The sequence below is a fragment of the Pseudomonas sp. AC193 genome (assembly GCF_979258075.1).
The window spans coordinates 3,249,640-3,256,056 of sequence record NZ_OZ409832.1 but is presented as its reverse complement, the minus strand read 5'-3'; the positions used below and the strand labels follow the sequence as shown (position 1 = coordinate 3,256,056).

The following is a 6,417-nucleotide window of genomic DNA, read 5'->3' as shown; positions in this document are numbered from 1 at the left end:
GGCTCCTCTTTTGTCTGTGGCTTTTTCATAAGGAAACCTGCGATGTCCCTGCATCCGGAACTCAATGCCTTCCTCGACTTGGCCGAAGAAAGCCAGGCCGATGGCCCCGGCCCGTTTCATTTGTCGACGCCGGCTCAGGCCCGGGAAGCCTTCGAGCGCACCACGGTGCAGTTGCGCTGGGGCGCGCCGACGGATGTCAGTGTCGTGACGGTGCTGTACACCGCGCGTGATGGCGCCAGTCTGGAGCTGCGTTTATATCGGCCCGCCAGTGCGCAGGCCGAGGCGCTGCCGGTGCTGGTGTATTTCCACGGTGGCGGTTATGTGGTCGGCAGCCTGCAATCCCATGACGGCGTGTGTCGCGAGTTTTGCGCGCGTACGCCGTGCGCGGTGTTGTCGGTGGGTTATCGCGTGGCGCCGGAACACAAATTTCCAACGCCGGTTAATGATGGTGCTGATGCCTTGGCATGGCTGGCGCAGCACGCCGTGGCTGAAGGTCTGGACATCAATCGCGTGGCGTTCGGTGGCGACAGCGTCGGCGCGACATTGGCGACAGTGTTGGCCCTGCAAGCGGCGCGCGATCCGGCTTCGCTGGCAATCACGCCTTGTCTGCAACTGCTCTGCTATCCGGTAACGGACGCCTCCACCAGCAGCCCCTCGACCGAGCTGTTTGGCGAAGGTTATCTGCTGGAAAGCGAGACGCTGGAGTGGTTCTACCGGCACTACGCCAACGACGCGGCGGATCGTCTCGACTGGCGCTTCTCACCGCTGCTGGCGACGGATTACCAAGGCATGGCCCCGGCCGTCATCGCCTTGGCTGGCCACGATCCATTGCTCGACGAAGGCCGCGCTTATGCCCGGCGTCTGCAAGAGCACAGCGTGACCGTGGAGCTGATCGAATACACAGGTTTGATTCACGACTTCCTGCGTCTGCAGAGCGTGGTGCCGGACATCGATAACGTCTACACCCAACTCACCCAAAGCCTGCGCACAGCCATCTCGCACTAATCACACCCCCCGTAGGAGCTGCCGAAGGCTGCGATCTGTTGATCTTCAAAAGCAAAAGATCGCAGCCTTCGGCAGCTCCTACAAAAAGCGGTTTCAGGGCATAAAAAAACCGGGCAATCGCCCGGTTTTTTTGTCGGTGGGGTGGCTTACCAGTCGTAAGACACTTCAACCGATGCCACGCGCTCCTGGCCGTAGTAGCAACCGAACGAGTAGTTGCAGTCCGAGATGTACTCGCGGTCGAAGATGTTCTGCACGTTCACGCTGGTCTGCACGCCGCGCAGGCTTGGTGAGAGTTTGCCCATGTCGTAGCTGACGGTGGTGTCGTAGACAACGTAGGACGGCACGTCGAACGAGTTCGCCGCATCACCCGGTTTGCGACCGGTGTAGCGGGCGCCGACGCCGAAGGTCAGACCGTTGAGCGAAGCCTGGGTGAAGTGATAGTTGGCCCACACCAGCGCCGAAACAGGCGACTGTGCTTCGCTGCGGTTGTCTTCGTTGCCCCAAGTGTCTTTGGTGTAGAACGAGTCGAGGTAGCTGGCGGCCGCCATCACGTCGATGTTGTCGAAGGTCGATTTGACTTCCAGTTCGACACCACGCGAGCGCACCTCACCCGACTGCGCCTGGTATTGCGGGTACTCGGTGTCGCCGGTCAGCACGTTCTTCTGTTTGATCTGGAACACCGAAGCGGTGATCAGGGTCTGGTCGAACGGCTGGTATTTCACACCGATTTCGTATTGCTCGCCTTCGGTCGGCTCAAAGCCTTTGCCACCGCGCTCAGGCGCTGCAGTGCCGAGGGTCGGCAGGAACGATTCCGAGTAGCTGACGTACGGCGCGAGGCCGAAGTCGGTGACGTAGGTCAGGCCCACGCGGCTGGTGAATTTGTGGTCACGCTTTTCTTCGACGGTGCGTGCCAGCAGATCCTTGTTTTCCACTTCGGCCCAGTCCTGGCGGCCACCGATGGTGAGGATCCACTTGTCCAGTTTGATCTGGTCTTGCAGGTACACACCGGTCTGGCGAATGGTGTTGTCCCATTTGGTGTCCAGTTGCGGCGTGACGCTGCTGGTGTCGTAGTTGTTGTTCGCGCCGTAAAGGTTGATCGGCAACACGTTGTAGGCGTTGTAGCCGTCGTACTTACGGTTGAAGTGGCGATAATCCACGCCCATCAGCGTGGTGTGTTCCAGCGCGCCGGTGTTGAATTTGTATTCCAGATTGTTATCGACGGTGTACGCGGTGTTGTGCTGTTTCCAGTTCAGCTTGACCCGGTTGGCCTGGGTGTAGTCGGTCACGCCGGCGTCATCGGTGACGAAGCTGCGCAGGTAGAAACCTTTGTAGTCATCGCGCACGTCGGTGTAACGCGCGGTGGATCGGTACTTCAAATCTTCGGTGAGGTTGTGCGTGAAGTCGTAGCCGAAGACGTACTGGTCGCGTTTGTAGTCGTTGTATTTCGAGTCGCCGGAGAAGAATTCGCGGTCGATGCGCTCGCCGTTCGGGCCGCGCTTGAGCGAGCCGATCATCGGCAGCGCCTGATAGTCTTCCAGACCGTCGTCACGCTGGATCTGCGCGAGCAGGGTCAGCGAGGTGTCGTCGTTTGGCGTCCAGGTCAGGCTCGGCGCCAGCAACATACGCTCGCTGTGGGTGTGATCGACCTGTTGGCCGCCTTTTTTGCCAACACCAACGACGCGGTAGGTGAACTCTTTCTGATCGTCGATCGGGCCGCTGGTGTCGAATGCGCCGTTGACCCGATCGTAGCTGCCGGCCCCCAGTTTGACCTGGCTGCGCTGCTCGGTGGTCGGACGCTTGGACACCATGTTGATGATGCCGCCCGGCTGGTTCTGACCGTATAGCACCGAGGACGGGCCTTTGAGCACTTCGATGCGCTCAAGGGTGTACGGATCGATCTGCGGTGCGCCGCCGAGGCTGCCGGCGTACGGCAGGTAGGCACCGTCGAGGTACAGCGGCGTCGGTGCAAAACCACGGCTGGTGATTTCGTCGGCGATGGCGTTGCGGTCGGTGAAACCACCGACGTTCAGGCCCGGCGTGTAGCGCAGGGCCTGGGTCAGGTTGCGTGCGCCCTGGGTCTGCACTTGCTCGGCAGTGATCACGTTGATGGTCTGCGGGATTTCCAGGATCGGCGTGTCGGTCTTGGTACCGGTGGCGCTGCGAGTCGCGACATAGCCGTCGACCGGGCCATAGGCGGATTCAACCGCTCGGCCATTGATGTTGGTCGCGCCCAGCTCCAGCGAGTTACCGCTCGATCTGCCGCGCACGGTGACGGTGTTGTCCTGCACGGTGAACATGACGCCGGTCCCCACCAGCATCTTCGACAGCGCTTGCGACGGCGACAACCGGCCGCTGACCGGTTGGCTACGCAGGCCCTGTACGTCATCAGCGCTGTACAGCACTTGCATGTTCGATTGCGTGCCCAATGCCTGCAGTGCGCTTGCCAGCGATTGCGCAGGGATATTGAAATTCACTTCTTCAGCCTGAACGTGGGCGCTGAACGGCAAGGCGAGGGCCATGCTGAAGGCGGTAGCGCTGAAGCCAGGTTGCAACATGCGACGCATGATCAGCGCCTTGGTAAAACGTGGAATCCCCGGAATTGCTGGCATTGTGTTTCACTCTTGCAGGTTTTAATTGGGTTGTAGTTGTTATCGATTCTTAATTAGACGCACGAGCCGCAGAAAACCAGAATGAGAATCGTGGCTATTTACGCCGTTTGCAGTTCCGTGATGACTTTTCCCGCTTCCATTCGCACCAATTGGTCGGCGATGTCGAAATAACGGTCATCGTGGGAAATGACGATGATGGTTTTGCCCAGACGCTTCAGGTCGGGCAGCAGCTCGGTGTAGAAAATGCGCCGGAAGGTCGGATCCTGATCCGCCGCCCACTCGTCGAACACCAGCACCGGACGCTCTTCCAGCCAGGCATTGACCAATGCCAGACGTTTGCGCTGACCGGTCGACAGGTCGGTGGTGGTGAACGAGCCGTCACGCACGCTGACCTTGTGCGCGATCTCCAGGCGTTGCAGGTATTGGTTGGCGTCGTCGGGGATGTGCGTGTCGCCCTGCACCACGTCGTCGAACAGGTAGTAGTCGGCGAAAATCGTCGTGAACAGTTGGCGGTAGTCGTCGCGGGTGAGGGCGGTGACCACTTGCTCGTTGAGGCGGATTTCACCCTGCTGCGGCGCGTAAAGTCCCAGCAGCAACTTGATCAGGGTGGTCTTGCCGCAACCGTTTTCACCGACAATGAAAACGATGTCGCCCTGATCGATCTTCAGGTTGACCGGGCCCAGGCTGAACGGCGTGGCGCCTTCGACCGCCGGGAAGCTGTAAGCAACATCGGTCAGTTCGAGGCTGTGCACCGGGGTTTTGCGATTGCCCTGATCGCTGAGCAACAGGTGCGGCTCTGGCGAGGAGAACTGTTCCGACAACTCGGCGATGCGGCGGAAGGCGATCTGCGCGCGGCTGACAATTGGCAGCGTGCCAATCAAATGCTCCAGCGGCCCTTTCATGTACAGCAGCACCAGCACGAAGCCGCTCATCACCGCTTTGTCCGTGCTCGGCCAAAGTGATTGCAGGGCCAGCGCCAAACCGATCACGACAAAGAACAGCATCGAACCGAAGGTTTTTGCGACCACGAAAATATTCACCGAGCGAATCTGCGTGTCGCAGATTTTGTCGGCGGTGTGCTCGATACCCGAGACGAACATGCGATGACGACGTGGGCGATGAATGCGCAGTTCCTTGGCGCCTTCAGCGATGGCGTTGTAGTGCTTTTGCAATTCGTCTTCGGAATCGCGAGCCTCCATGAAGCCTTTGATGCCGTGGCCGCGAGCGATGTACTGAACAACAGTGCCGATAATGATCGCCACCACCATCATCAGAAACATCGGCCACGACAGCATCGCCAGATAGCCCATGCAGCCGAGTGTCACGGTGAGGGAAATGGCCAGCGGCGCGAAGGCAAAGGCGAAATCGCTGATGGTGTCAACGTCATGAGTCAGCACCGGAATCAGCCGATGGCTGCGATAGCGCTCGATCTGTTCGATCGGCGCCGAGAGCACCTTTTCACCCAACTCTTTGCGCAGTTTGGCGATGATTTTCTGGCCGACGTAATTGGTGCCGATGTCGGAGAAAATCGAACTGACCAGTGCCAGCAGGCACAACCCGGCGAACGCGGCGACCACGGTGTTGGTCAGGCCGCCCTCGGCATGCAGCACATTGTTGATCGTCGCCAGCAGCACCGTGACGCTCAGGCCGCCGACCATGCCCAGCAGGATCGAGCCGGCAACAATCAGACGAAAGGGTTTGAGCAGGGTGAACAATTCATTGATCACCCCGCGTGTTGGTTTGCTCATGGAGGTTCCCTGCTTGAAAGAACGGCGAAGGCCGACATCGGTCGCGGGCTTCGCCTGGGTGCGTAGAGGGCGGGGGCGCGTCGCAATGGATCGCGCCCACCTGTAAAACGACTGGAGGGGTGGTTAATTTAAGGGGCGCTGCGGTTACAGATCGCGAGCGACCCGGAAGCCGATCCAGTCGCCGCGATCACCCGGCACCAACGCGTTGCGGTTGCCGGAGCGGGAGAACACCGGCGCCTCGCCCCAGTCATTGCCGCGAATGCGCTTGAATTCGCACTTGCCGGTCAGCCAGGCGCTGCCGTCGCTCGGTGCGCCGACGTAGTTTTCGTTGTAGCAATCGGCCGTCCATTCGTAGACGTTGCCGTGCATGTCGTACACGCCAAACGCATTCGGCGCGAAGCTGCCGGCCGGGGCGGTGAAGTTGTAGCCGTCGGCGGCGCCATAGGTGTTGGCGTGCTTGGCGATGCTGTATTCCTTGCCTTCATCGAACGGGAAGGGGAACGGCCCGCTGCTGCCACCACGGGCGGCGTATTCGCGCAGGGATTCGCTGACCAGTCGGTATTGTTTGCCGGTCTTTTTCGACAGCCACGCGACGTAGGCATTGGCCTCGGCGAAGTCCATGCACACCGCCGGGTGGCGGTCGGTGTATTGCTTGCGCGGGTCGCTGCCCTGATAGTCCGGAATCCCCGCTTTGCACGCGCGGCCCGGGCGGTCGTCGCCGTCCGGCATCTGGTAACCGGTGTCCTTCAGGTAGGCGAACCATTCGCCCTTGAGCACCTGAAAACGGCTGATGGCCAAGGGTTTGGCGAACGTCACCGGGTGCATCGGGCTTTCATCGGGCTCGCGGCCGACTTCGTCATCCGGGGTGCCCATGGTGAAGGTGCCGGTGGGCAGCACGACCATTTCCGGGCAGTCCTTGCAGTCCTTGAACACTTTGCCCGGCGCGGGTGGCGTGGCGGCCTGAGCGGCGCTCGGCATGAGGCCGGCGGCGAGGGCGGCGAGCACCAGAGCGGGCAGGGCTTTCAGGGAAAAACGAGGTAACTCAGTGTTCATTT

At 60.5% G+C, this 6,417-nt stretch carries 4 protein-coding genes; 1 reads left to right on the top strand and 3 read right to left on the bottom strand.

Annotated features, from left to right (window positions below; translation table 11 throughout):
- The first annotated feature begins 42 nt into the window (after nucleotides 1-42).
- A complete protein-coding gene (locus tag ACZZ0D_RS14750) occupies nucleotides 43-1,005 on the top strand; it encodes an alpha/beta hydrolase (protein ID WP_463553641.1) in 963 nt (320 codons plus the stop codon).
- A 146-nt stretch (nucleotides 1,006-1,151) separates the two neighbouring features.
- On the opposite strand, the gene ACZZ0D_RS14745 is transcribed toward ACZZ0D_RS14750, so the two are convergent.
- The 3 genes from ACZZ0D_RS14745 to pvdO form a co-directional block, all read right to left on the bottom strand.
- Entirely contained in the window at nucleotides 1,152-3,614 is a 2,463-nt protein-coding gene (locus tag ACZZ0D_RS14745) for a TonB-dependent siderophore receptor (protein ID WP_082341413.1), read from the bottom strand.
- A gap of 98 nt (nucleotides 3,615-3,712) precedes the next feature.
- Nucleotides 3,713-5,362, bottom strand: coding sequence for a cyclic peptide export ABC transporter (locus ACZZ0D_RS14740; protein ID WP_463553640.1), 1,650 nt, complete (start codon nucleotides 5,360-5,362; stop codon nucleotides 3,713-3,715).
- 144 nt (nucleotides 5,363-5,506) lie between these two features.
- Nucleotides 5,507-6,415 (bottom strand): dihydropyoverdine dehydrogenase, encoded by a 909-nt coding sequence (gene pvdO, locus ACZZ0D_RS14735; RefSeq protein WP_212544384.1) that lies wholly within the window; start codon nucleotides 6,413-6,415, stop codon nucleotides 5,507-5,509.
- Nucleotides 6,416-6,417 lie beyond the last annotated feature (2 nt).